This is a genomic window from Blautia sp. HA9023 (genome assembly GCF_056504095.1).
This window is the reverse complement of sequence record NZ_JBWLUR010000010.1, coordinates 490,509-515,182: the sequence shown is the minus strand read 5'-3', so window position 1 is coordinate 515,182 and position 24,674 is coordinate 490,509. Positions and strand designations below refer to the sequence as shown.

15 protein-coding genes are annotated in these 24,674 nt (G+C 39.6%); all 15 read left to right on the top strand.

Features of this window, described 5'->3' with window-relative positions:
* The first annotated feature begins 84 nt into the window (after nt 1-84).
* The 15 genes from AC04Q6_RS17945 to AC04Q6_RS17875 all read left to right on the top strand — a co-directional run bounded on the left by AC04Q6_RS17945 (nt 85) and on the right by AC04Q6_RS17875 (nt 24,607).
* On the top strand, nt 85-822 hold the full coding sequence (locus AC04Q6_RS17945; RefSeq protein WP_055059676.1) for a LytR/AlgR family response regulator transcription factor: 738 nt from the start codon (nt 85-87) through the stop codon (nt 820-822).
* Complete coding sequence (locus tag AC04Q6_RS17940; RefSeq protein WP_117579908.1) at nt 819-2,114, top strand: sensor histidine kinase; 1,296 nt, start codon at nt 819-821, stop codon at nt 2,112-2,114. The genes AC04Q6_RS17945 and AC04Q6_RS17940 overlap by 4 nt, the downstream gene beginning before the upstream one ends.
* Nucleotides 2,115-2,216: 102 nt before the next feature.
* Nucleotides 2,217-2,375 (top strand): cyclic lactone autoinducer peptide, encoded by a 159-nt coding sequence (locus tag AC04Q6_RS17935; RefSeq protein WP_015528432.1) that lies wholly within the window; start codon nt 2,217-2,219, stop codon nt 2,373-2,375.
* Nucleotides 2,375-2,944 (top strand): accessory gene regulator B family protein, encoded by a 570-nt coding sequence (locus AC04Q6_RS17930; RefSeq protein WP_476389407.1) that lies wholly within the window; start codon nt 2,375-2,377, stop codon nt 2,942-2,944. The genes AC04Q6_RS17935 and AC04Q6_RS17930 overlap by 1 nt, the downstream gene beginning before the upstream one ends.
* Before the next feature lie 114 nt (nt 2,945-3,058).
* Nucleotides 3,059-3,805 carry a thioesterase II family protein gene (locus AC04Q6_RS17925; protein ID WP_024720773.1) on the top strand — a complete coding sequence of 249 codons (747 nt, stop codon included), beginning with the start codon at nt 3,059-3,061 and terminating at the stop codon, nt 3,803-3,805.
* Nucleotides 3,795-4,493: a 4'-phosphopantetheinyl transferase family protein gene (locus AC04Q6_RS17920; protein ID WP_054335603.1), complete on the top strand. Its 699-nt coding sequence runs from the start codon at nt 3,795-3,797 to the stop codon at nt 4,491-4,493. The genes AC04Q6_RS17925 and AC04Q6_RS17920 overlap by 11 nt, the downstream gene beginning before the upstream one ends.
* Complete coding sequence (locus AC04Q6_RS17915) at nt 4,483-6,072, top strand: AMP-binding protein (protein WP_476389406.1); 1,590 nt, start codon at nt 4,483-4,485, stop codon at nt 6,070-6,072. Before AC04Q6_RS17920 ends, AC04Q6_RS17915 begins: the two co-directional genes overlap by 11 nt.
* A 14-nt stretch (nt 6,073-6,086) precedes the next feature.
* Nucleotides 6,087-13,760 (top strand): amino acid adenylation domain-containing protein, encoded by a 7,674-nt coding sequence (locus AC04Q6_RS17910; RefSeq protein WP_476389800.1) that lies wholly within the window; start codon nt 6,087-6,089, stop codon nt 13,758-13,760.
* Complete coding sequence (locus AC04Q6_RS17905; RefSeq protein ID WP_476389799.1) at nt 13,760-15,193, top strand: condensation domain-containing protein; 1,434 nt, start codon at nt 13,760-13,762, stop codon at nt 15,191-15,193. Before AC04Q6_RS17910 ends, AC04Q6_RS17905 begins: the two co-directional genes overlap by 1 nt.
* 13 nt (nt 15,194-15,206) lie before the next feature.
* Complete coding sequence (locus AC04Q6_RS17900) at nt 15,207-16,199, top strand: alpha/beta hydrolase family protein (RefSeq protein ID WP_138344130.1); 993 nt, start codon at nt 15,207-15,209, stop codon at nt 16,197-16,199.
* A gap of 19 nt (nt 16,200-16,218) precedes the next feature.
* Nucleotides 16,219-17,958 carry a non-ribosomal peptide synthetase gene (locus AC04Q6_RS17895; protein WP_171030276.1) on the top strand — a complete coding sequence of 580 codons (1,740 nt, stop codon included), beginning with the start codon at nt 16,219-16,221 and terminating at the stop codon, nt 17,956-17,958.
* Between the two features lie 3 nt (nt 17,959-17,961).
* On the top strand, nt 17,962-21,768 hold the full coding sequence (locus tag AC04Q6_RS17890; RefSeq protein WP_476389798.1) for an amino acid adenylation domain-containing protein: 3,807 nt from the start codon (nt 17,962-17,964) through the stop codon (nt 21,766-21,768).
* Nucleotides 21,758-22,783, top strand: coding sequence for an NmrA family NAD(P)-binding protein (locus tag AC04Q6_RS17885; RefSeq protein ID WP_118721479.1), 1,026 nt, complete (start codon nt 21,758-21,760; stop codon nt 22,781-22,783). The genes AC04Q6_RS17890 and AC04Q6_RS17885 overlap by 11 nt, the downstream gene beginning before the upstream one ends.
* Nucleotides 22,780-23,880: a Gfo/Idh/MocA family oxidoreductase gene (locus AC04Q6_RS17880; RefSeq protein WP_055222066.1), complete on the top strand. Its 1,101-nt coding sequence runs from the start codon at nt 22,780-22,782 to the stop codon at nt 23,878-23,880. Before AC04Q6_RS17885 ends, AC04Q6_RS17880 begins: the two co-directional genes overlap by 4 nt.
* Nucleotides 23,873-24,607: a class I SAM-dependent methyltransferase gene (locus AC04Q6_RS17875; protein ID WP_055222064.1), complete on the top strand. Its 735-nt coding sequence runs from the start codon at nt 23,873-23,875 to the stop codon at nt 24,605-24,607. Before AC04Q6_RS17880 ends, AC04Q6_RS17875 begins: the two co-directional genes overlap by 8 nt.
* The last annotated feature ends 67 nt before the right edge of the window (nt 24,608-24,674 follow it).

The window sequence follows — 24,674 nt, the reverse complement described above, 5'->3', positions numbered from 1 at the left end:
GAGTAAATGCTCATAGGATTCAGATTCTGCAGGATGGATTTTTTATGAAAAAGGGTTAGGGTAAACTAACTTAGGAGGACATAGATGTATAAAATAGCAATTTGCGATGATGATAAAAATTACAGGGAGAAAATAGAGAAGGTTATAGAAACGGAAGGGATTCTTCCTAAGAGCGAGATACGGTTTTATGAATACGAGTCAGGAAAGGAACTACTGAAAAATGCTGATATTTTGCATGATTTGGTCTTTATGGATATGCGTATGCCCGGATTGGATGGGAATAAATCGGTACTGAAGCTGAGGGAATACAATAGGGCAGCGATATTGGTGTTCTGCTCCGGATACTTTGAACCGACTTCAGACAGCATCAATATTGGGCAGCCGTTCCGGTATATTATGAAAGACTTGCATGACAGAAGTCTAAAAAGGGAAATCCCTGCAATTTTATCAAAAGTAAAATTGCACTGTGGAGATTCTTCCGTGACGGTTACATCAGCGGGAAGAGTAATTCGTATCTATACGGAAGACATTTTATATATCTGTCTGGCGAAAAGGGGTTGCTCTATATACGTTGCTAGGCAGGGGGAGATAGATGAGATGCATTGTAAGGAATCTTTAGGCGATTTATATGAACGTCTGGCCGGAAGGGGATTTGAGTATGCACATAACAGTTATATTGTAAATCTGGCGAAAGTGGAAGGATTGGAAAAGAATGTGGCGCTGCTACAGATGGGAATCCAATTGAATGTTTCAAGGTCGAGAAAAGGTCAGTTTGCTGACGCTCTGATCATGTTTCTTGGGGAAAGGAACGGCATGGTATGATAGTAAGAGATTTTTTGATCTGCCTTCTTCAAATGTATCTGTTGGAAGATCTGGAAAAGAACATGCTTCCATACAGAAGAGAAAACTTTTGGGGAAAATTTCTCATATATTTTGTCGTAGCGCTGATAATGCTCGGAATCAACCACTTGGAATCCTCAATATTTAATATGGTAATGATTCCGGTAACGTATATGATTGTGTCAATGGTTGTGTTCCGGGGAAATATATGGAAGAAGCTGGTTATAGTATGCTGCTATTATGTGCTGGCAATTATTCCTGAATTTCTCTTTGCAACGCTTACGAATGCGTATGGCGTGACTGGTGCATCTGAGGGTTTTGGGACGGAAATAGAAAAAACATTAGCGCTACTACTGATGAGTACCATGACATTTCTGTTTATTAAATGCATTAATCAGGTAACGAGAAAAAGGAATTATCTGACGATTGAGAATAAAACTTTTACTGTGCTGCTCATGCTGCCAACCGCTACGATCATTATATTAGGATGTGTGTTTTATTCAAATATTTCTTTTGAAGGAATGAACAGGGTTATGGTTCCGGTAGGAGCTTCGCTGCTGCTATTGACGAATATCTTCATTTTCTCAGTGTTTGACCGGTTTGTAGAGAAATCAGAAGAAGTGAAGAAGATGGACCGGCTTTACCAGAAAAGCAGGGCGGAGATTGCTAATTTACAGTATATGAATAAGGTCAATGAGGATAACAGGGCATTCTTACACGATATAAATAAATTTATTTGTACAGTAGCCGGTTTGATGGAAGAAGGAGAAAATCAAGAGGTTAAGGAGATTATGGAACATTTAGGTGTCCGGATTCAGAGCCTTCAAAAAGGTGTGTATTGCGAACACCCGATCTTGAACAGCATCCTGTGCGAAAGGAAATTCCTTGCGGAATCTAAGAATATTTCCTATAAGATTACCCTGGGTAATGATCTCAGGCTGGACTTTCTGGAAGAACTGGATATGATCTCAATCGTAGGTAATCTTTTGGATAACGCACTGGAAGCGGCAGAAAAGACAAAAGATGGCCGATATGTGGAATGCAGGATGTATATGGGAAATGAGGAACATTTCCTTGTTATGGAATTTTGCAACGGGTATGTTGTTCCACTGTTAAAGGACAAGGACCGGTACATAAGCACCAAAAGAGATGCAGACAGTCACGGGATCGGACTGCATACGGTTGGAAAACTGGTTAAAAAGTATGCTGGAATTATGAGAGTGGAGGTCGGAGAACAGGAGTTCTCTGTTAAGCTGATCTTTACAATAAAATAAAGATGTGCAAAAATCGCCCAAAAAGTTACCGTTTTTGCCACGGTAATTGAAAAAAGGGCGATTTTTGTGTAAACTATCGGAAAAAAATGGAGGCATGTAACTATGAAAAAAACAATCAGAAAAAGCTTGGGTATCAAAGTACTTGGAGTTGTAAACTGTCTTGCACTCTGCCTGACGGCATATACGGCAAATCTGGCGTGCAACTGGCTGTACTATCAGGAAGAAGAGCCGGAAGAAGTTAAGAAAATGAGGAAATTCTAGTGTGGAAAAAAACTATCGGCTGGCTTTTTGAAGTGCAAAACAGGAACGGGATTCTTGAAGAGAAAGACCGCAGGCTGTATGAATATGCTTACGGCGTACTGCTGGGCAGGGTGGCGATATACCTTATCATTGTCATACTTGGCATTGTAACGGGGAATTGGCTGGAGATGCTAGTCTTTTTATTGCCCTTTACTGTTCTAAGGCAGTATGCCGGAGGGATTCATTTAGAAAAAGCAGGGAGCTGCATGGTTGTTTCTAGTATCCTTGTCCTTCTGTGCGGTCAGTATCTGGCGTCTGGTTCGGCTGTGATGTGGCAAATACGGATCATATGGCTTGCTGCAGTTGGAGTCATATTTGTTATGGCACCGGTGGATGCCAGCAGTAAGAAACTGGATGAGAAAGAAAAGAAAGTTTATGGTATGCGCGCGAGGGCAATTTTAATTATTGAATGCGCGATAGCAGGTGTTTTTTCTGTAACCGGATATTTCCTGGTCGTAAACGGGATTATGGTAGCACATATTGTTTTGGCGTCCGGTTTAATATTGGGATGGATCAAAAATTTTTTTTGACAAAGAGTTAGAGTTAACTAATCTTGGATAGGAATAAGAAATGCTTGGGAAAAGCATATCACAAAATGATAATAAACAGAATAAAAAAGAACATGATGCAAGAGGAACATAAAAGTGAATTTGAAGTTGATAAAAAATACAGAAAATATTAACAAAGAGAAAATAACTTTGTTTTGTCTGCCGTTTGCGGGGGGCGGCGCTTCTGCTTATAACCAGTGGGCGAAAAAGATGCAGGGAAAAGTAACGGTATGTCTGGTTCAGCTTCCGGGAAGGGAAGAACGGATCATGGAGAAGCCGTATATAGATATGCCGGTTATGTTAGATGATCTGGAAGAGGCAGTAAGAGAGGTTGTGGATGGACCGTATGCCTTATGGGGGCACAGTATGGGCGGTAAGATTGCCTATGAGCTGGAAAAGAGATTGGAAGCGGTCGGATATACAGCGAGCTGTCTGTTTATTTCCGGTAGCCGGATTCCCAGTATTCCGGAGCCGAAGCCGATCTATCATCTTCCGGATGAAGAGTTTAAGAGGGAACTGGGAAGATTTGAGGGGACGCCAAAAGAGATACTGGAGAATCAGGAATTATTGGATTTCTTTCTGCCTATGCTACGGGCAGATTTTACCATGGATGAAACATATTATGACAAGACGGGAATAGTACTGCATGCGCCTATCGCTGCATTTGGCGGAGAAAAGGATGGCGAAGCGGATGAGAGCGCAATCTGCGAATGGGGAAAGTATACGGATAATGATTTTAGCTACCGGATATTTCCGGGAGGACATTTTTATTTGCGGGATTACGAAGACGAAGTAATAAGTGAAGTTATAAGGCGCCTGCCGGGAATAAAAGATGGAGATTAAACGGTATGGAGCGAAGGAATTTCTGGCGGCAGGCAAACTTTGTATCCGTGAAAATGAGATACATATATGGTGCATCTGCTGGCCGGAAATGACAGATTTCTGGGTGAACCATGAGTATATCCTGAGTGGGCAGGAATCGGAGCAGGTCGGAAGATTCCGCTTTTCGGAAGACAGGATGCGTTATATAGCCGGGAAGGTTGTCGTGCGGCTTCTCTTGAAAAGATATTTAGATGTGGAAACGATTGATTTTTCTGTCAGTGAACGGGGCAAGCCTTATCATAAAAAGATTGCAGGAAAGCAGACCGTAGATTTTAATATTTCGCATTCGGGAGAATTCATACTGGCGGGATTCGCTGTTGGAATGGACATCGGAGTGGATGTGCAGGAAATGGCGGGATGTCCGGATTACTGGGAGATAGCCGGGAATTTTTATACGGAAGAAGAAGCGGAAGATGTAATAAAGGAAGGATCGGCTTTGTTTTTCCAGTACTGGGCGGCCAAAGAAGCGTATGTAAAAGCGCTCGGTATTGGATTAGGAAGAGGAATGGATTTCTTCTCTGTCAGAAACGGGGAAATTATAGAAAAAGGCAGGAATGATCAGGGCTGGTTCCTGTATCCGGTCAGGATCAAAGGATATGCTGCGTATGTGGCGGTGCATAAGAAAGGAGATAAATCAAATGGGTTATAAGAAAGATATGAGCAAATATGAGTATCTGGAAGGTTGGGAGAGATGTAGTTTTGGAGAACAGCTTGATAAGTGGGCGGAAAAATATGGAGAAAGAACTGCGGTCACGGACAGCGAAGAGGAGATCAGTTATATGGAATTAAAGCAAAAAGCAGATTGTCTTGCGACAGCTTTTCTGCGTAAAGGGATTTTAAAGGGAGACAAAGTGCTTGTACAGCTTCCGAACAGGATTTCTTTTGTGGTCGTGTTTTTTGCGCTTTCCAAGATAGGGGCGGTGCCGATCATGATGCTGCCGGCCCACAGGGAGGCGGAACTGGAAGGAATTATTGAACTGGCAAAGCCGGCCGCTTATATTGTGGTGGAGAAATATCTGGGATTTTCATATGTGCCGATGGCAAATGCGATGAAAGAGAAATATTCATGTATCCGGCATATATTTGTAGATAGCGAATCCGGGGATATCAGTGGAATGATTGCGGAAACGTGTGGAGAAAATGGAGCATTTCCGGCTGTGGATGGGTATGAAACGGCGGTGCTTTTGCTGTCCGGCGGGACGACAGGGGTTCCGAAACTGATTCCGCGCACCCATACGGATTATATGTATAATGCCCGCATGTCCGCGAAGAGATGCCGCCTGGATAGCAGTGACGTTTATCTGGCGTCTCTTCCGGTAGCTCATAATTTCCCATTATGCTGCCCGGGGCTTTTAGGCACGCTGGACGTGGGAGGAAAAGTTGTGCTTGCGTCTGCGACCAGCCCGGATGATATCCTTGACGAAATTACAGAGGAAGGTGTCACGATAACGGCATTGGTTCCTGCTATGGTTACTGTGTGCATGGAAATGCTGGAATGGGATGAAGATTTTGATATATCCAGCCTGCGGATTTTGCAGGTAGGCGGCGCAATGCTGGAAGATTCCCTTGCGGATAAGATCATTGAAGAATGGCCGTGTAAACTGATGCAGGTATTTGGTACGGCGGAGGGGCTACTGTCCTTTACTAGCCCGGAGGATGAAGGTTCCCTGATTGCAAGATGCCAGGGAACTCCGGTGTCTCCTGCGGATGAAGTGAAGATTGTGGATGAAGAAGATAAGGCCGTACCGGAAGGAGTTTTTGGGGAATTATTATCCAGAGGCCCGTATACGATTGATGGTTATTATATGGCGGAGGAAGCGAATAAAAAGAGCTTTACGCCGGACGGATTTTACCGGACGGGCGATAAAGCTATGTGGACGAAAGACGGAAGGTTACGTTTGGGCGGGAGGATCAAAGAGCAGATTAACCGCGCCGGAGAAAAGATCATGCCTTCAGAGATTGAAGCTTACCTTTGCAGGCATTCGAAAATCAAAGAGGCAGCCGTTGTCGGCGTTCCGGATGAAACCCTTGGAAACCGGATATCTGCATTCCTTGTGACCGATGATGAAGCCGGGATCGATTTACAGGAAATCCACAGGTTCCTGCGGGAAATAGGCGTTGCGGCGTATAAAATGCCGGATCAGATAGAACGGGTAGAGACATGGCCACTGACCAGCGTAGGAAAAATAGATAAGAAAGCATTAGAACGGATGGCACAGGAAAAATAGAAGGAGACAGAATCATGGAATATATAGAGATAAAGGAACAGATCAAACAAAAGCTGCCGGTAGCCAGAGATTTGGGGGATTCCGAAAATCTGCTGGAGCTTGGGCTTTCGTCCCTGACGATCATGCGTCTGGTAAACCAGTGGAGAAAACAGGGGGTTAAGGTTTCATTCGGTTCATTGATGGAAAATCCTACCCTTGAAGGCTGGTGGGCGCTGATCCAGCGCAGCATGAAGAAAAAAACGGGCAAAAAACGGGCGCAAGAATCTAAGATAACGCCGGAAAAGGATATGAAACAGCCGTTTCCTTTAACAGACATACAGTATGCATATTGGGTTGGCAGGGATGAAGAACAGGCTCTTGGAGGAATAGACTGTCATGCGTATTTAGAGTTTGATGGGGGAAATATAGATCCGGAGCGTCTGGAAAAAGCATGGAATGTGCTGCAGTATCATCATCCCATGCTGCGTGCCTGCTTTCTGGAAGACGGGACACAGAAAATCCTGGATAAGCCGTATTGCGAAAAAATAAAGGTTCATGATTTTTCACGGATGTCATTTGAGGAAGCAGAGGCAATGGCAGTATCTGTCAGAGAACGTTTATCCCATCGGAAGCTAAAGATCGAGGAAGGCGAAGTGGCAGGAATAGAGCTTACGCTTTTTCCTGAAAATAGGGCACGCATGCACGTGGATATGGCACTTTTGGTTGCCGATGTACAGAGTTTGCAGATCTTATTGAGGGATTTGGCGGCTGCCTATCGCGGAGAAAGCCTTCCGGCAGAATCAAAAGGGTGGAATTTTGCTTCTTATCTGGAACGGCAGAAAGAGGAAGATAAGGAAGAGAGAAACAATGCAGAAGAATACTGGAAAAAACGCTTGGAGCATTTGCCGAAAGGGCCAGGCCTGCCACTGGCAAAACGGCCGCAGGAAGTGACAAAGACTGTATTCAACCGCAGGATTGTAAGGATTGGCAAGGAAGAGTGGGCTCATCTGCAAGTACGGGCAAAGGAATACCAGACAACTCCGGCAATGGTTCTTCTTACTGCATATGCGACGGTTTTGGAACGGTGGAGCAGGAATCATCGTTTCCTTATTAATATTCCATTTTTTAACCGGAAAACAGAGCAGCAGGGATTGGAAGACGTGATAGCAGATTTCACTACACTGTTATTGCTGGAGATTGACTGCGAAGGGAATCCGACGTTTGCAGAATTGCTAGACAGGATCCAGAAGCAACTCCATGAGGATATGAAGTATACGGCATATTCCGGCGTGCAAGTCCAGAGAGATCTTGCACAGATGTATGGAGACGCATCGGCAGTGGCGCCGGTTGTTTTTGCCTGCAATCTGGGAACGCCGTTGGTAAATGATACGTTCCGGAAAGAACTGGGGCAGTTTTCCTATATGATTTCCCAAACGCCGCAGGTGTGGAATGACTTCCAGAGTTATGAAGATGAAAATGGCGTACAGCTTACATGGGACAGCGTGGATAAGTTATTCCCGGAGAATATGATCCCGGATATGCTGGAGTGTTTTGAGAATCTTCTGCATGAATTGGGAAAGAAGGACTGGAATCAGCGATTTGATGTGCTTCCTGAAAAAAGAAAAAGAGAAATTGAAGATACAGCGCGTACAGGAGTGCCGGAGCGTGTGGAATGCCTGCATTGGGCTGTTATGAACCATGCGGAAGTTTGCCCGGAAGATATTGCGCTTATTGATGCGGGAAGCGGAAGATCGGTTTCCTATGGGGAATTAAAAGCACGGGCGACAGCAGTGGCGGCAGGGATTTCAGAAAAGGATATTAAGGGAGTCCCGGTTGCACTTACCCTGCCGCGCGGGATAGAACAGATCGAGGCGGCACTAGGAATTTTGCTTTCCGGAAATTCATACCTTCCGGTCAGCTTAAGCCAGCCTAAAGATCGGAGAGCGTTAATCCATGAGAAGACGGGAGTCCGCTATGTGGTCACGAATCGGGAATTATCCGAAAAACTGGACTGGCCGGAAGGTACGGAAATCCTTGTGATGGAAGGTATGGAAGAGGGACAGGAAAATGTGAGACTGCCAGAGGTGTCGCCGAAGGACAGCGCCTATATCATCATGACGTCAGGCTCTACAGGTGTTCCGAAGGGTGTAGAGATTGCGCATGAAAGCGCATGGAATACGGTTCAGGATATTAATGAAAAGTACCATGTGACAAGTGCAGATCGGGCGCTGGCTGTATCAGCTATGGATTTTGACCTGTCGGTATATGATGTTTTTGGAATTTTAGGCGCAGGAGGAACATTGGTATTGCTTCCAGAGCAGGAGAGAAGGAATGCGGATTACTGGCTGGAACAAGTGTTGAAATATCAGATTACCGTTTGGAATTCAGTGCCGGTGCTTCTGGATATGCTTTTGATACGGGCGGAATCCATGAAACAGAAACTGCCGATCAGGGCGGTTATGCTTTCTGGAGATTGGATTGGGATGGATCTCCCGCAGAGGGTTGCGGCATGGACAGAGGATTGCCAGTTTGTCGCTATGGGAGGAGCTACAGAGGCAAGTATCTGGTCCAATTATCAGAATGTTACCCTGCCGATGCTGAAAAACTGGAAATCTATTCCTTATGGAAAGCCACTCAGATATCAGGCATATCGTGTTGTGGATGAGTATGGAAGGGATTGCCCTTACTGGGCAGAAGGCGAACTCTGGATTGGCGGTTTTGGTGTAGCAAAAGGATATAGGGGAGATTCTGCGCTTACGGGGCAGAAATTTATCACAGATCAGTATGGAAGATGGTATCGGACCGGCGATCTCGGAAGAATCTGGGATGATGAGACAATTGAATTTTTGGGAAGAAAAGACCATCAGGTAAAGATTCGCGGACACAGGATTGAATTGGGAGAAATTGAACATGTGATTCAGGAGTTTCCGGGTGTGGCTCATGCAGTTGTTGATACAGTTAGTGATGGTCATGGCAATAAAACGCTGGCTGCTTATATCGGAGCGCCGATACAGGAAGATTCTAAAGTTACAACGTATTTGTACGGCACAGATATCTTTGGCGGGGGCTGGAAAGAACTGAAGGATGATGTCAGCAATTGGCAGATGCAGCAGGAACGGAAGACAGCATACAAAAATTTCCTTGCCTATGCAGACCAGAGATGTGTACAGCTTATGCTGGAGACACTCATAGAGTTAGGCATTTTTGTATCAGAGAAGGAAGTTCTTTCGCAGAAGGAAATTTTTGAAAAAGGGAGCATTACGGAAACACAGAAGAATACTGTGGCAAGATGGTTGGAAATTTTAAAGAAGGAAGGAATCCTGAGAGAAGAGGACGGCAGACTATCGCGTACCGGGAAGGAAGTGGCTGTACCGGAAAAAGCTGGAGATACGGAAACGTATTTTAATAAACTGAAGCCGTATCTGAAGCATATGGTTACTGGGAATGAAGTTCCGCTGGACGTATTTTACCAGAAAGAGCCGGCTTTGGCTCCGAATATGCTGCTTCGGAGGATTCCGGGCTGCGAGGAAACAGTGGAAAGACTGGTGCAGGGATTAAGGCTTCTGGCAGAAGAACGCAGAAAAGAGCCACTCCAGATTATAGAAATTGGTACAAGGGACACTGCAATTACAAGACAGTTTTTGAATGCACTGGAAGATGTAAGCGTGGCTTATACTTATGCGGATTCTTCAAAATATTTTCTGCAGGAAGCAGAGAAAGAACTTGCGGGATATGAGAGAGTCGAGTTTGAGATGCTGAATCTGGAAGAAGGCATGGATAAGCAGCAGATGTCCTTGCATAGTTATGACATTGTGATATCGGTAAATGCTTTACATAGAAATATTGATGCTGCGGATGCGGTAAAGAAAGTAGCGGAATTACTGAAGCCAAACGGAATATTGCTGATGACTGACCTTGTGGTAAGGACATACCTTCAGGAACTTACAGCGGCTTTTTTGGAAAATGGTTTTGCGGATATTCGGGACAAGAGAAAAGAAGCAGGGCTGGTTACCCCGGATTGCCTGCTGTGGAGAGAATGTTTATCAGAGGCAGGATTGGGCGAAGACTGTGCTGTGACAGAGAGATATGGAAGATGTATATGCTGCAGCAGACAGCAGGCGTCTGTCCTGTCCTATCATAATGGAGCACTAAGGGAATATCTGTCAGAAAAACTGCCGGAGTATATGGTTCCACAGAATTATCATTTCATGGAGCAGCTCCCAACATTGTCCAATGGGAAGATTAACAGGAAGCAATTGCGGGAAGATTTTAAAGAAGAAACTGCGGTTATCCGATTTTCAAAGGCAACGACAGAAACAGAAGAAAAGCTTTTAGATATCTGGAAACAATTATTTGGATATGAAAATATCGGAATTGAAGATAATTATTTTAGCCTTGGGGGAGACTCGCTGATTGCCACAAGGTTGATCTCGGAAGTACAGAAAACCTTCGGCTGCAAAATAACGATCAGCACGATTTTTGAAAATCTGACCGTAAAATCTCTGGCAAAAGCTATTGAACAGTCCGAACAGAAAGAAGAAGATACACTGCAGATCAAACCGAATCTGGAGGAAGCATATCATCCGTTCCCATTAACCGATGTGCAGTATGCTTACTGGCTTGGCAGAAGCGGATTGTATGAATTGGGGAATGTTGCAACGCACTGTTATTTTGAACTGGATGCAGACGGCCTTGATACTGAGTGCGCAGAGACGGCATGGAATCTGTTGATACAGAGGCATGGGATGATGCGTGTTATTATCCAGCCGGATGGTATGCAGCGCATACTGGAGAATACTCCCCAGTATCATATTGACGTGACGGATATCCGACAATTGGAAGTGACAGAAAAAGAAAAGGCATTGGATGAAAAACGGGCAGAGATGTCTCATCAGGTAATTCAGACAGATGAATGGCCTCTGTTTGATGTGCGAATCACTAAAATAGAGGACCAGAAGCATAGAATCCATATCAGTTTTGACAATATTATCTTTGATGGCTGGAGTATGTTCCATCTCTTAAATGAGTGGGCAGAAGTATATCGAAATGGAAAAGCGGAAATGCCGATTACTTTGTCTTTCCGGGATTACGTGCTGGGACTGGAGCAGATAAAGTCTACCTCTGCTTATGAGAAAGATAAAAAATATTGGGAAGACCGGGTGGAGACTTTTGCGGACGCACCGGATCTGCCGCTTGCAAAGAACGAAAGCCAGATTACAGAGCAGCGTTTCTGTCGCCGGAGCGCAAAACTGTCACAGAAAGAATGGCAGTCTGTAAAAGACGCGGCGGGAAGACTGGAGGTAACGCCTTCTGTTCTTTTGATGAGTGCTTATGCGGAGACTCTCCGCTTGTGGAGCAGTAATAAGGGTTTTACACTTAATCTGACGCAGTTTGACCGGAAACAATTGCATCCGGAAGTGAACAATCTGGTTGGAGATTTTACAACACTGACATTGCTGGAGATAAAGAATGCAGGGAATAATTTTGCGGAAAGGACAAAGGCAATTCAGAAGCAGCTTACAGAAGATCTGGAGCATACAGCTTATGGCGCGGTTGAACTGGAGCGCGAATTAAAGAAAAAGACTGGAAATATGCGGGGCGCTATTATGCCGGTAGTGTTTACCAGTGGCCTTGGCGTGGAGCAGTGGAATGAAGGAAAGTGGCTTGGAAAACTGAACTATAACATTTCACAGACGCCGCAGGTGTGGCTGGATCATCAGGTGGTTGAAATGGATGGCTGTTTATGCCTGTTTTGGGATTCCGTGGACGAATTATTTTATCCGGGAATGCTGGATGAGATGTTCCGGGCATATACCGGCCTGCTTCATACGCTAGCAGTTCATCCGGAGATCATGCAGGAAAAAACGGCAAGTCTGGTAACAGCGGAAATTTCAGAAAAACGGCGTCAGGCGAATGAAACGGCGGCTGAATTTGAAGAGAAAACGTTGGATGGATTATTCTTGGAGGCGGCAGACAAATTTCCGGATAAGGAGGCACTGGTAACGTGCAGCAGGCGGATGACTTATCGGGAGATAAAAGAAGAGGCGTTTTACATTTCCGGGCAGTTGAAGAGCATGGGAATAAAAAAAGAAGAGACGGTAGCTGTATTTATGGAAAAAGGGTGGGAGCAGGTAGTTGCTGTTTATGGAATCCTGTTTGCCGGAGCCGCATATCTTCCGATAGATATCCATAATCCGAGAGAACGAGTTGAAAAGATTCTCCGTGACAGTGGAACAAGAATCATTCTTGTGCAGAATCAGGCGTATGATCAGGATACCGAATGGCTGCACGAGTGGGATTGTATTTCTGTGTCTGGATTAAAAACCGATTCTGAATACAAAGCACAGGAGAATAAGGCGGGAGACCTTGCGTATGTAATCTATACGTCGGGAACAACCGGGATGCCGAAAGGAGTAATGATTACTCACCATAATGCAGTGAATACAATACTGGATATCAATGCACGCTATCAGATTACAGAACAGGATACGGCGTTTGGAATCTCCAATCTTCATTTTGACCTGTCTGTTTATGATGTTTTTGGCGTTTTAGGCGCAGGTGGGAAATTGGTTCTTCCGGATCCGGAATATGGAAAAGATCCAGCGCATTGGATTCACTGGTTGAATCATGAGAATATTACCGTATGGAACAGCGTGCCAGCTTTTGTAGAAATGCTGGCAGAATATGAGGAATATCAAAGGCAGGTAACTTCACAATCGTTGCGGTTGGTAATGATGAGTGGCGACTGGGTTCCGGTTTCACTTCCGGGGAGAATCCGTAATCTGTTTCAGAATGTTGAGATTGTTGCACTTGGAGGAGCGACGGAAGGCAGTATTTGGTCCAATCATTTCGAGATCCCAGAGATTGTGCCGGAAGATTGGAAGAGTATTCCGTATGGGAAACCGCTTGCAAACCAGAAGTATTATGTTCTGGATCAGAATATGGAAGATTGCCCTGACTGGGTACCGGGAACACTTTATATTGCCGGAGATGGCGTTGCACAGGGATATTTAAACGATAATGAAAAAACAGAAGAAAAGTTTGTTGTTTTAGATAGAACTGGGGAACGATTGTATTGTACTGGAGATGTGGGACGGTATTGGAATGAAGGTAATATTGAATTTCTTGGAAGATTGGATAATCAGGTAAAAATCAATGGATATCGGGTAGAATTGGGCGAAATTGAAGCTGCATTACGAAGGATTCAAGGTATAACTGAAGCGTTTGTTTTTTTTAAAAGGGATAATGCGATAGAAGACATATGTGCTGTATTAGTAGAGGAAAAAAGGTATCGTGACCGGATAGACAAGTTTTATAAGGAAATGTTAAAAAAAGATCTTCCGATCTATATGATTCCAACAGAATATATTAAAACGAATGCTATTCCGCTTAATTCAAATGGGAAAAAGGATATTCATAAAATTTTGATTGTTGCAGAAAAAAATAGAAAGCCTATTTTTAAAAAGAATAATAATTGTAAACAGCTTACTCAACTTCAGGAGCAATTACTCGCAATTTGGAGAGAAGTTTTAAAAATTGAAAATATTGATATAAATGATAACTTTTTTGAAATAGGTGGAAATTCGATACAGGCAATACAAATTACTAACCAAATGACGGAGAAAATAGGGTGTTTTATGGATATCGGCAAGTTATTTGAGTATCCGACTATCAGCAAAATCGAAAGATATATATTAGAGGAAACGTAATGAGTAAATACATATTTAATAATGATACCGATATTTTGGAGTTTTTGGAGCAACTTAGAGAGAATGGCATTCAAATTTGGGGAGAAGGGGAGAAAATTCGATACAGATCTAAAAACAGACAATTGGCACCGGAAACATTAAGGATTCTTAAAATGGCTAAAGGTCAAATTTTAGATTTCTTTCGAATGATCGAAAAAAATGTGATTCCATTAACATCAATACAAACAGCTTATGTTGTGGGACAAACGGCTGGGTGTGAGTTGGGAAATATAAATGCGCATTATTACATCGAATATACAATAGAATCTTTGGATGTTGAACGACTTGAGCAAATGATAAATCTGGTTATTTCTAAAAATGATGCATTACGGTTGATTGTAACACATGAGGGGAAAGCGAGTTTTTTAGATAATGTGCCATATTATTCTGTGCCAGTTTATTCATTATATGATGGGAATGATAGAGAGCAAAAGCGGCTAGAGAGAAGTCATCATAGGTATAATTATTATAAATGGCCCATGTTCCATTTTTGCGTTGGGAAAACATCAGGAAAGACAAGTGTTTTACATGTAGATTTTGATTGTATTATTTTGGATGCATGGAGTGCAAAATTACTGTTGAACGAGATTTTCAGTTTGTACTATGGAAAAGATGTTAAATTTCCACGAATCTCTTTTATGAATTACATGAGATTAAAAACAGATAAAGGAGATTTGGAAGCTGAAGAATACTGGAAAGAAAAAGTAAAAAATATGCCGAGCTTTCCCAAACTGAATTACCAGAAAAAATTTGCAGAAGTGCAGAATGTAAGATTTGATAGAATTGAATGTGATTTTTCTTTTATAGAAACACAACGATTATATCAGAAAATAAAAAACTATCATTTTACTCCTGCTGCAGTAATTTCTACAATTTTTATGAAAACACTGGCACAATATAGTGAAACTCCAGGACTTTCCATAAATGTAACATTGTTTAATAGACAGTTATTGCATGAAGATGTGAATGGGATACTGGGTGAATTTACTAACAATGCAGTAATATCATACCAAGAAAAAACGGATTCTTTATTGGATGCTATTCGAGCAACTCAAGAACAGATGTGGCGGTTAGTTCAATATAGAAAATTTGAAGGAAGCAATATATTAAAAATGCTTTCTTCAGGTAGAGCAGGAAAAGCGATTATGCCAGTAGTGTTTACTTGTATGCTGGAGGGGAATGTGTCTAAGGTAACAAAAAAAAGATATTCATTCAAAGAAGAATATGCGATAAGCCAAACACCGCAGGTGGTTTTAGATCACCATGTAAGAGATGATTTGGGATATTTGAAGATTTCATGGGATTATATTATTGACATCTTTGATAAACAATATATTACTGATATTTTTGGCACTTATGTAAATAATATAAAGAAATTTATGGAAAAATATTAGGGAGAATAAAAATATGTTTGTAAAAGAATTGGAAATTACTTTGGAAAATGGAATGAAAATTTCAGGAGAATTAGATTTGCCAGAAAGGCAAGGTCAATGGAAAACGATTATTTTATTTCATGGTTCCGGTCCATCTGATCGGCACGCTACAGTTGAATCCATGGGAGGTATAGTATCCCGTAATTTTGATTTATTGAGCGAAGGGTTTGTGAAAGCTAGATATGCGGTATTTCGTTATGATAAAAGAGAAAATTATGATATAGAAATAATTATTCGGGATGCCAGAGAGGTAACGAGATTTGTTTCTGGCTTGTCTGAAGTGGAAGGAATTCTGTTTTATGGATGGAGTGAAGGAGTACGAGTTTGTACAACTTTAGTTTCAGATTTTCCGAATGCGCAGGCTTTGATTCTTCAGTCGGGTATTGCAGAAGGATGGAGTTCCTATTTCTCTTATATATTGCGCGAACTTACAGTAGAAAAGTTGAAAGAGTTGGATAACAATAATGATAGCATATTAGAAATTTCGGATTTTTTGAATTGCATACCGGACTCCACATCTATCTCTTTCTCTCTGTATTTACTTATTCTTGGTACGGATAAGGAGGGAAATATGAAATTTAATGAAGAACTTGATCCAGAAGGGAAAGGAAGATTCAGCATAATAGATAATTGGATACCATTGGCAGATGAAATAGTTGCAGATCCTACTACTTTAATTCGATTTGCTGAAAATGCTCCTGGAGAAACATGGGCAGGAATATTAGATGACATAAAAAAAATCCAATTACCTATTTTAGTACTTCATGGTTTGAATGACGGATGGATTTCTCCGGTAGAAGCTGTGCAAATAGCAAAGGCAGCAAGGAATAATGCAGATATAATTTTGTTTAAAGGGTTGGGACATTCACTTTCTAAGGTAAGTTCTCCATTAAAGGATGAAGGCGGTACTATAGAAGATGAGGTTATTGTGAGAGTCGTAGAATGGCTTAAAAAGAATGTGGAATAGTTGAGGAAAGGAAATGTATATGATGAACGATCGAGAGTTTTCTAATAGAAAGGAAACATTACATGGAGAATTTTATGAAAATGCATTGAAATATCCAGAGAGAATTGCGCTTATCTATGAAAATGAGAAAGTTTCTTATAAGATGTTGCGTTTATATGCGTTGCGTGCAGCAAACTATATGTGGCAAAGAGGAGTAAGAAGAAATGATAAGATTGTAGTTATATTGCCGAGAGGTATTGGACAAGTAGCTGCATTGTTAGGAATTCTTGCAATAGGTGCAGCGTATGTTCCGATTGCGATGAAGCAGCCGTTAGGACGTCGGAAAAAAATCATAGAAAATGTCAAGCCGGCTCTTGTATTGCAGGATGAAGCCTTTTTAGAAGAGAATCCATGGACTGGGTGTATTGAAAATAATTCAAAAGATACTGCCTATATTATTTATACATCGGGCTCTAGCGGAGAACCTAAAGGAGTAGAAATGAGTCATGTGGCTGCAATGAATACAATAGAAGAAATTTTACATATGTGGAATATTGGTGCGGAAGATTCCGTATTAAATATATCAGCATTTGATTTTGATTTGTCGGTTTTTGACATATTTGGTCTTTTAACTGTTGGAGGGACAATTGTTTTAATTGATGAAGACGACTTTAGAGATCCAGAAGTATGGAAAAATCTGATAGAGATTTATGGAATTACTATTTGGAATAGTGCCCCCGCGTTATTGGACATGTTTTTGATAATGGGGGAAAATAATCATTTTGGTAAATTGCGGTTGGCATTAGTGTCAGGGGACTGGATTCCTTTATATTTACCGGAGAAATGGTATAAAGTAACTTCAGCAAACTCGCAATTTGTAGCGTTGGGCGGAGCGACAGAAGGCGGAATTTGGTCCAACTATTATTGCGTTTCAAAAGTAGATAAATTGTGGAATTCTATTCCTTATGGGCAAGCATTACCAAAACAGAAATATAGGATTACGGATGAAAATTTTGTGGAGTGCGGAGTTGATATTCCTGGTGAATTGCAAATTGGAGGTGGAAGTCTGGCGAAAGGCTATATTAATGATGAAGAGCTAACAATGAAAAAGTTTATTACGGATGTAAAAGGGGAACGTTGGTATAGAACAGGAGATCGGGGAAGGCGATGGGCAGATGGAACGATAGAGTTTTTAGGGCGAATGGATACCCAAGTAAAGATACGTGGACATCGAATTGAGTTGGGAGAAATTGAAAGTGTATTAAAAAGTATTTCAAGAATAAAAGAAGCCGTAGTTGTTGCTCAGGGGGATAAATACCATAAAGAATTAGTTGCATTTTACTTGGGAGAGTACATTGCAGAGAGTGAAATAGAAGATTATCTTAAGATACATCTTCCTGAGTATTCTATACCGAATTCTATAAACAGATTAGAAAATTTTCCTCTTAATGCAAATGGAAAAGTTGATAGAAGAAGATTGGCAGAATATCAGAAAACTGATAGTGTGGAAATAATGTCTGACAAAGTATTAAATATTGTACTGATGATTTGGGAGGAGCTATTGAAAAATAAAGTGGCTGATTTGGATGAGAACCTTTTTAAGATAGGTGCAGACAGCTTGCTTGCGGCTAGATTTGTTGCGGCTATTAATGCTCGTTGCGGAATAGAGGTACGCATGAAAGAGGTCTTTATGAATCCATCAATTAACGCACTAACAAAATTGGTTGATAAGAGAAAAAATACAGATATAGCAGAATTTGTAGAAGAGGGGGAAATTTAAAAAATGCAGGACACGAAAAAAGTAGCAGGAGAATTATTAGTAGAGCTTGAAAAAAAAGGCGTTACTTTTGAAACTGTTGATGGAAAATTAAAATATAAAGATTCCAAAGGGAATTTTACAGAAAATTCTAAAGAGAAAGTTAAAAAATATAAAGAAGAAATAATTGAAATTTTGAAGAAAAAACAAACGATAGACGAGTTTATTACGGATAATGATTATGAAACTAATGTATATCCTTTGACTGATGTGCAAGCAGCCTATTTAGTTGGAAAAACAGAAGCTGTGAAGTGGGGTGGAATTGGATGTAAAGGATATATTGAGGTTGATTTTGGTTCCTACAGTGCAGAAGAACTATCAAGAGCTTGGAAAGTATTGGTAAATAGGCATGAAATGCTAAGAGCGAAAGTAACAGAGGTCGGATTTGAAATTTTAGAGAGAGATGAGATTGATTATGAAATTAAAATAGTAAATCTACAAAAAATGGCAGAGAGGGAAAAAGTAGATACTTTATCTAAGATTAGGGAAGATTTTAGTGAATATGTTTTTCATACGGAGGAACCTCCATTATTTAAAGTGCTAATAACGAAGCGTATAGAAGGAAATTTTTTCCATCTACTTGTTGATTTAATTGTTTCAGATTTTGCAAGTGTGCAACTTCTGATTTCTGAAATGGGAGAACTTTTGAAAGGAGCTTCATTAGAAAAAATAAGGTATAAGTTTTCAGATTATGCAATGTTCAATCAACAACGTAAAGGAAGTTTAAAATGGCATCAGGATAGAATGTATTGGTTAGAAAGACTGAAAAAATTACCGGAGGCTCCAATTCTTCCACAAGATGGACGAGCCGCAGATAAGTGTGAAAATACATATGAATTTTATCGATTTCAGAAACATATTAATCAGTCTGACTGGAAACGTATAAAGGAAATTGCAGGAGAATACGGAGTAACAGTTTCATCGGTGCTTATTGGTATATACGCAGAAGTTATTTCAAGGTGGAGTTCGAATAAACATTTTACACTCAATTTACCAATTCAAAATAGACCAACTATCGGAAATAATACTAATTCCATAGTAGGAGACTTTACAGCAGTGAACTTGCTAGAAGTAAATGTAACTCAAAATATGAGTTTTATAGAAAGAGTCAAAGAAATTACAAAAAGATTGATGGAGGATTTAGAGCATAATTCTTTTTCTGGTGTCGAAGTGCTAAGAGAACTGAGTAAAGTGTCTGAAGAAAAGGAATTATTAATGCCGATCGTATTTACAGGGGTTTTGAAGACTGATGGCACTGTAGGCACTATTGAATATGGGTTTAGTCATACCCCTCAAGTATGGATTGATTGTCAGATAGTCGATGAGATAGATTCAGAAGATCAAGAAAAAGGCCTGATGATAAGCTGGGATACAAGAAAAGGTGCGATAAAAGAATCTATTGTAACGGAGATGTTTGAGTCTTTTACTGAAACAATAAGAATACTTGGAATAAAACATTCGGAAGAATGGAAGAATCCATTGGAAATTATAGTGCCAAGTGCGAGTAAGAAAAAAGTAATTTGCGAACGAAATAAAGGTATTACGAATCAATCTCGTATTCAACAGAGATTTGTTAAGTATGCGAAAAAGAATTCTAATAAAACTGCCGTAATAGATGCTGTTGAAACAGTGACATATGGAGAATTGTTGGAAAGAGCAGAATATATAGCAGGTTATTTAAGAAAAGAATTTGTGGAAAATAGAACTGGACTGGTTGCGATAAGAATGAAAAAATCTGTAAATCAAATTGCAGCAGTAATGGGTGTTTTGATTGCTGGATTTTCTTATTTACCTATTGATATAAAACAGCCATTGGCACGACAAGAAAAAATTTTATCAAAAGCAAATGTTATTGTGGAATTGGATGAGAAAAAAGTAAATATGATACTTCAGAATTTGGAATACCGATTAGAAAAGCATCCAGAATTCCAAAATCCTATTGCATATGTAATATTTACTTCTGGCTCTACAGGAGAGCCTAAAGGTGTAGTAATGTCACATACTGCGGCACAAAATACTCTTATATCTATTGAAAATATGTATAATATCTCGGAAGAGGATACAATCCTTGGTATTGCGGAACTGTCATTTGATCTTTCTGTATTTGATATATTTAGTGTATTGGGAGTTGGTGGAACATTAGTATTACCGAATCCAGAAAAAGGACCAGATGCATCCCATTGGGGCAGATTACTTAATGAATACAAAGTGACCTTGTGGAATAGTGTTCCAGCGCAGGCGGAAATGTTAGATGCTTTTGCGTCTAAATCGGAGAGTTATCCGACAGTTAGATTAGTACTGTTATCCGGAGATTGGATAAATACTAGTCTGCCAGGAAGACTAAGAAAGATTATGACCAACGCTCAAATGATTAGTTTGGGAGGCGCTACGGAAGGTGGGATTTGGTCTATATATCATGAAATTGATGAAATAGAAGAAAGGCCTACTATATTATATGGAAAAGCTTTGCTTGGACAGTGGATGGGAGTTGTAGACGAGGAATTGAGAATTTGTCCGGAATATGTTTCGGGGCAAATTGCCATAGGAGGATATTCTTTGGCAGAAGGCTATTTAGGAGATACAATATTAACAAAAGAAAAATTTGTTTATCTGGAAGAAGAAAAGAACAGGATTTATCTCACTGGAGATAATGGAAGATATGTAGAGAATGGCGACATTGAATTTTTAGGCAGATTAGATAATCAGGTAAAAATCAATGGGCATAGAATAGAAATTGCGGAAATAGAAAATGCAATACGTGGAATGCAAAATATTGAAGATTGTTGCGTGGTTTATAATCAAAGTATAGGGAAGGGTGTGCTGATAGCTTTTATAAAAAATAAAATATCGAGCATTTCCTATACGAAAGAAGAATACAGAAAGCAGTTAGCCTTTTTTTTGCCACCAGCAATGATTCCTTCAGAGTTTGTAAATGTAGAGAGTTTTCCACTTTCTACTAATGGCAAAATAGACAGAAAAGGACTGGCAGAGAGTATACAAAAGAACATCAAGGTAAAGCATAATGCAAAAGCAACTTTAATTTCGCAAAAGAAGGAATATGTAGAACTTGCTAAAAGTATCAAAAAAATCGTATGCTCTATTTCTGGAAATGATTATATTGATTATGAAGATAATTTATTAGAAAATGGACTTGATTCTTTGTTATTATCTCAGATTTCTGGGCGCATAGTTAGTGACATACAAGAAGCACAAGGCATGAGATTTGATGAAATATTACGGGCATCGTTGACGATGCCAACAATTATGGGGATTGCTCAGTATATATCGGATTGTAAAAATCCTTCAAAAAATCAAATGCATAGTAATGCAGGAAATCAAACAAGAAATTCATATACTGTTGTATATATATTTGGGGATAACGAAAATGAAATAAGAGATGTTCTTATAGAAAAGTTGAGCGCTTCAAACATAAGTTGTAAGAGAGTGGGAGGGCAAGAAATAATTGAAAGATGTCATGAAGACATAAATGTTAAAAAGAAATATATTATTGCCTTTTCCGAAATGGCTTCTTTATGCATAACTAAGGCAAGTGAACTATTGGGGGAAAACATTATTATTAACCGCATTTTTTTAATAAATCCATCTAAAGCAAAAGAAAGTGATTTATATTTAGGAGATATAAGCATAATTGACGGAAATTCAGTTGCTATTAAATCTTGGGAAAATGCTGTTTTAGGTAACGTTAGAGAATTTGAATCTAATAGTAATGACATTTTTGATATTATTATGAGGGAACTAGAAAATGATAAATAATCGCAGAACAATCTGTATTCTTGGCGGAACAGGTACTGTTGGTGTGACAGCGTGTAAGGTTTTAAGTAAGTTAGGCTATTCATTAAGAGTCAGTGTACGGAATATAGAAACAATAAAAGATACAGGAATGTATATGGCTCCCAACATCCAATTATTTGAACTTGATATTGATAAGGAAAGTAATATTGGAAAATTCTTTAAAGGAAGTGATTTGGTAATAGGAGCAATCGGACCTTCCGCAGACTATAGTGAAAAAATGTTACTTGGAGCAATGGCAGAGAATATTCCGTATGTTGACCCAGGAGGAATTCATTTAATTAGAAAAATGAGGAATTCTAGCATGAAAGGTACCGCTATAGTTGGTTCGGGAATATTTCCGGGGTTATCAGGATGGATGTTGTCTTCTGTGCTTAAAGAAGCTTTCAATGATGACTTAATAGAGATGATTATTGGAGGTGTCTATAATTTTTCAAAAGCTGCCGCAATCGATTATGTGGAAGAAATAAAAAGTTATAAAGCTGGAATTCCTATGGCATGTGTGCGAAATGGAAAAATTTTACCTGCTCAGAAAAGAAGTCCGCTGAATCTTCCAACAAGAATTTCGAAATTATCTATATTGCCATATGTTACAGAAGAAATTCAAGAAATTATACAAGGGAAATATATGCTTAATATTGATTCATATACGGCGGCACCTGTAAGTTTATTTTCAATAGTAAATAAGGCGCATTGTCAAAAAAAAGATTTAGTAAATGCATTAATGGGACAGAAAAATAGCAACCAAAAAGCTTTTATATGGGTAAGACAAAATAAAGGAAATGATAGTAGATGCATTTATTTTGAAGGAAAAAATCCGAGTGTTTTAACTGGCGAAATATTAGCGATTACTGCCAATGCAATATTTGAAATGCCTAGGAAGGATGGAATTTATACAATGGCAAGTTATCTTGAAAAATATCAAGTGTTAGATGAACTTAAAAAAATAGATAAGTTCAAATCAGAGGGAAAGATATGAAGAAAAAACAGATTTTAGTATGTGGAACAGGATTTGGGAAAATTTATTTGAAAGCTATTGCAGAAAGTAAAGAATATGAGCTTATGGGTATATTGGGAAAAGGAAGCGATAGATCCAGACTTCTTTCAAAGAATCTAAATGTGCCAATGTATACGGATATTAAAGAAATAAATCAAAATGTTGATGCAGCATGTGTAGTTGTACCTAATGCGGCTGGAGGTGGAAACGGTGCCAATATAGCTAAAAGTATACTTGCAAAAGGGATACCAACATTATTAGAACATCCTGCTCATGAGGTAGAAATTGTTAATTGTATAAGAGAATCCGGAAGTGCCGCTTTTATGTTGAATCCATTTTATCGGTATATCAAGCCAATTCGAGATTTTTTAGAGGCGGCACAAATAATAAGTAAACATGCTCATCTTATAAATGCATCCTTGGAATGCGCTATACATGTATTATATGATGGAATAGATATATTGGGGTGTGCGTTGGGAGGCTTATCAACATGGAAATTGGGAAATGTAGCAGAATCTTATACAACTTCTATGGCAGGAGGGGGTAACAGAGTTATTAGTGGTATAATTGGAATGGTTCCGGTAACATTTATAGTGAATACCAATGTGGATCGTAACGATATAGACCATCCATTACATTTATATCATAGAATAGAATTGACATTTTCCACAGGGCGGCTCTGTCTGGTCAATACCCATGGTCCGGTAATATGGCTTCCTTTCTTGCATATGCCAAGAGATGAATATGGAACACTAAGTATTAATGTAGAAGAGGAAGTAAATATACCCTCTGGTGTTACTATAGGAAATGTAATGTTACCATCAGTAAAAGAAACGTTTGAACAAATATGGCCGGATGCAGTAAAGAAAGCTTTAGAGATTTTATTTAAGCAAAATAGAACAGAAAAAATGTCCATGGCGCAATATCAAATATATGTATCAAAATTATGGTCTGAAATATGTCAGAAAGTGGGCTATATGAATATCGTTGATTATGACAATTTTGGTGACATAAAAAATATATTTTATGATTTGGAAAAAAGACATTTAATAAAAAAGGAGAATGACGGGATTGAATGAAATTGAGAATGTATACGGAGAGACAGTAGAATTTTATGATTTATCAGCTCTTTCACAGATAGGGAACAAAAAAATTGTTTTAAACAAATTTGCTGATATGGTTAAGGATTTAGATGGAATCATTTTGGATATAGGTGCAGGAACTGGAAAAACAACAATAGAGATGGCTAATATGATATGTGATAAAGAAATAATTGCTTTAGAACCATCGGCTTATATGAGAACAGCGTTTATGGCAAGATTAATGGAGCATAATGAAGTTAAAGAGAGAATTTCTCTATTGCCGATAGATGTAGGTAAATATTCATTTCGAGATAAAATAAGTGGTGTAATGTGCATGGGAGTACTTGGTCATTTAAAAAGGGATGAACAAGAAAAATTATTGTATAAATTAGATAAAAATTTGAATATAAATGTCCCAATCCTGATAGAACTTTTAGAACCGAAATTTCTTGTTGCGCCAGTAGGAAGCAGAATATCGGTGGCTACTCAAGGAAGATTGCGCTATGAGACGTATATTACCGATATAAAGCAAGTGGGGATGGATCAATGGACATGGAGATTGACCTATAAAGTTTTTTGTGGTAAAAACATAGTTAGTACTGTAGATAGCCTAATGTCGTGGAATTATCAGAGTGTGGAAAAAATTTTAAACCAATTGACAAAAATGCACTTTAGAACAGCTAAATTATCAGAAACATTATTACTTGCAATAAAAGCACGATAAATATGAACTTCAGATAAAATTAACTCTCGAACTGTCAGGTGTTCCTAAAATGCCATATTTATAAGAT